This is a genomic window from Shewanella sp. 11B5, assembly GCF_002836795.1.
Lineage (GTDB): Bacteria > Pseudomonadota > Gammaproteobacteria > Enterobacterales > Shewanellaceae > Shewanella > Shewanella frigidimarina.
Genome location: NZ_PJAP01000586.1, coordinates 1 through 3,882, shown reverse-complemented (window position 1 = coordinate 3,882; position 3,882 = coordinate 1). Strand labels below are relative to the sequence as shown.

The window sequence follows — 3,882 nt, the reverse complement described above, 5'->3', positions numbered from 1 at the left end:
ACCGGCGCGGCTACGGCGAATGGCATTAGATACTGCATCCACAGCCTCGTTTTGGCCAATTACACGTTCATGTAATGCGGTTTCCATATGCAATAGTTTTCACGTTCGCCTTCGAGCATTTTTGAAACAGGTATCCCTGTCGCTTTCGATAGTACTTCTGCAATCTCGACATCAGTCACTTTATTACGTAACAGTGTCATATCTTGCATTTCGGCTTGTGATGCTAAATCCAACTGTTTTTCAAGTTCAGGAATACGCCCATACTGTAATTCAGACATCCGCGTTAAGTCACCAGCACGTCGAGCAACTTCTAAATCCATTCTCGCCTGTTCGAGATCAGCTTTAATATGTTGAGTACCTGCTAATGCTGCTTTCTCGGTATGCCAAATCTCATTCATTTCAGCCGCTTTACTTTCAACATCTCTCAGTTCATGTTGTAAAAACTCAAGACGTTTACGACTGGCTTCGTCTGACTCTTTACTTAACGCTTGTTCTTCCAGCTTAAGCTGAATAGCACGGCGCTCTAATCGATCAAGCACTTCGGGCTTAGAATCAATCTGCATCCTGATACTCGATGCGGCTTCATCAATTAAGTCGATAGCTTTGTCAGGCAGTTTACGGTCTGAAATATAACGATGCGACATGGTTGCAGCTGCAACAATAGCAGGATCAGTTATTTCAACATGATGATGTAATTCGTAACGCTCTTTTAAACCACGTAAAATGGCAATGGTGTCTTCAACGCTCGGTTCATCAACAATTACTTTTTGAAAACGGCGTTCAAGTGCAGCATCTTTCTCAATATATTGACGATATTCATCAAGTGTTGTTGCGCCGACACAATGCAAATCACCACGTGCTAAAGCAGGCTTAAGCATATTACCAGCATCCATTGCGCCCTCGCCCTTACCTGCGCCGACCATGGTATGCAGCTCATCAATAAACAGAATGACCTGACCTTCTTCTTGTGATAGCTCATTTAATACTGCTTTTAAGCGTTCTTCGAACTCACCGCGATATTTGGCTCCCGCAATTAACGACCCCATGTCTAATGACAATACCCGTTTATTTTTAATCCCTTCAGGGACTTCACCATTAACAATACGCTGAGCTAAACCTTCAACAATGGCGGTTTTACCGACACCAGGTTCACCAATTAATACCGGATTATTTTTAGTACGGCGTTGTAGCACTTGAATCGTGCGACGAATTTCCTCATCACGACCAATAACAGGGTCTAACTTACCTTGCTCTGCGCGCTCGGTTAAATCTACGGTAAATTTTTTCAATGCTTGGCGTTGATCTTCAGCATTGGGATCATCAACTTTCTGCCCGCCACGCATGTCTTCAATGGTTTTTTCCATTAACTCTTTGCTTGCACCAGAATCTTTTAATGCTTTGGCAAGGGGGTCATTATTTTCCAATGCAGCCAAGACAAACAATTCAGATGAAATGTATTTGTCTTTGCGCTTTTGCGCTAACTTATCGCATAGGTTTAGTAAACGAATTAATCCTTGTGATAACTGAACATCACCACCAGTACCTTCAACTTGTGGAAAACGCTCCAACTCTTGGCTAACCGCAGAGCGAAGCGCGCTAACACGAATGCCCGCTTGCGTAAGTAAAGAATGGATAGAACCAGAATCTTGATTTAACAGCGCCATCATTAAATGAATAGGTTCAATAAATTGATGATCGCGTCCCAATGCTAATGATTGGGCATCAGAAATGGCAATTTGAAACTTATTAGTCATACGATCGAGTCTCATACAACCTCCTAGGATCTGATACATGTGGAATGGGAAATTAATTCAGAAATGAATAATTTGTTAACTTAAAGATGGGGGCATTTAATGTAAACTCAAGGTTAAAACTTAATCTTGATCAAAAAATTGTTGATTTTTTATACTTGAAAGTTGTTACCAATAATAACTTAAGATTTTAGCCAAATGAGAGAAGCCATTCGTCCAGTTTGCTTGTCACGACGGTAAGAAAAGTAATCAGGTTCAGAAAAGGTACACACATCTGCGCTATAAGTTTGAGTAACGCCTGCTGTAGATAAACGCAACTTAGCTAAGCCGACTAAATCAGCTAAATATTTAGCATTATATTGGATAAAATGAGTTGCCGCTTGCGGATTTTTATTGATAAAAGCATCACGAACGTCAGGTCCAACTTCAAATGCACAAGGACCAATTGCAGGACCTAAGTATGCGATTAATGTTGACGGTGGTGAATGAAACATCGCCAATGCTTGCTCGATGACGCCCTCACACAAACCGCGCCACCCGGCATGAACAGCGGCAACTTCGGTACCTTGTTGATTACATAATAATATTGGTAAGCAATCGGCCGTCATTACTACACATACATGGCCAAACTGATTACTGTAACAGCCATCAGCTAACGCTATAGCACTGCCTGGGATCAATGTTTGTACATCAACAACATTAGTACCATGAACTTGTTCAAGCCAAGTTGGCTCAGCCGGTAATGATAATTTCTGAGTTAATATTGCACGATTAGCGAATACATCTTGAGGCTTATCACCAACATGAAGCCCTAAATTCAAACTATCAAATGGGCTAACGCTGACGCCACCAAAACGATTTGTCATCGCAATGGCAACGTTAGCTGGTATTGGCCAATCGTGCTCAAGCATTATAAATACACTATCGGATTAAGCTCAGTATCGACTCGTAGTGCTTTTGTCAGCTCAACCATGTCATCAGGGATCGGCGCATGCCAAGTCATGATTTCACAGGTAAATGGATGAGCAAGTTCTAAACGCACTGCATGTAAAGCTTGGCGCTTAAAGTTTTTGAGTAATTCAAAAAACTCTGGGCTCGCTGATTTAGGCGGACGAGGACGACCACCATAAACCGGATCGCCAACCAACTCATGGCCAATGTGTGCCATATGAACACGAATTTGGTGAGTACGACCAGATTCCAGACGCAAACGTAAACGCGTGTGAGCTCGGAACTTTTCAGACACTCGATAATGAGTCACCGATGGACGACCACCATGGATAACGGCCATTTGAGTACGTCTAGTTGCGTGACGTTCAATAGGTTCATCAACCGTGCCACCAGCCGTCATAGTGCCTAATACAATCGCTTCATACTCACGAACAATATCACGCGCCTGTAATGCGGCAACCAAATGTGTTTGTGCCTCAACTGTTTTAGCGACAACCATTAGCCCTGTAGTGTCTTTATCTAAACGATGAACAATACCCGCTCTTGGTACATGTTCAATATCTGGACAATGATATAATAAAGCATTCATCAATGTGCCGTCTGCGTTACCAGCACCAGGATGAACAACTAAACCAGCTTGCTTGTTAATGACAAGAATATGGTCGTCTTCATAAACAATATTTAAGTCGATATTTTGCGCTTTAGCACTCACTTCTTCTTCAAGTGTTGCCGTAACTTCTACCAACTGAGACTCGAAAACCTTTTCCCGTGGCTTGTCGACTGTGATACCGTCAATAGTAATTGCACCAGATAGGATCCATTCCTTGATGCGTGTGCGCGAGTAGTCAGGGAACAAACCAGCTAATGCTTGGTCTAATCTCAGACCGGTTTGTATTGCTGTTATCTCGCTTTTTAGATTAATCTCTTGTGTCATAGGAACCGTACCCCAGTTTAGGGGTCCAAAGTGAATGTGCTATCTGTTACAATCGGATGTTTTCTATTTTACCGTGAAATGGAAAAATTCTTAACAACAACTTAAAAAGAATTGAATTCAAGTATGTATAAAATTGCCAAAGGTGCCGCCCTAGTATTACTTTCACTGGCTATAACAGCCTGTAGTAGCAGTCCAGAAGACGATGATGTTGCCAGTAAAGCATTACCCTGTCCCTTATACACATCC

Annotated in this window: 2 protein-coding genes and 1 pseudogene; all 3 read right to left on the bottom strand. The window is 42.2% G+C overall.

Going from position 1 to position 3,882, the window contains the following annotated elements:
- A pseudogene (locus CXF78_RS13645) lies at positions 1–1,769 on the bottom strand (Clp protease N-terminal domain-containing protein); the annotation flags it as partial.
- 164 nt (positions 1,770–1,933) lie between these two features.
- Positions 1,934–2,662: a peptidoglycan editing factor PgeF gene (gene pgeF / locus CXF78_RS13640; RefSeq protein ID WP_011636155.1), complete on the bottom strand. Its 729-nt coding sequence runs from the start codon at positions 2,660–2,662 to the stop codon at positions 1,934–1,936.
- A complete protein-coding gene (gene rluD / locus CXF78_RS13635; RefSeq protein ID WP_011636154.1) occupies positions 2,662–3,636 on the bottom strand; it encodes a 23S rRNA pseudouridine(1911/1915/1917) synthase RluD in 975 nt (324 codons plus the stop codon). Before rluD ends, pgeF begins: the two co-directional genes overlap by 1 nt.
- Positions 3,637–3,882 lie beyond the last annotated feature (246 nt).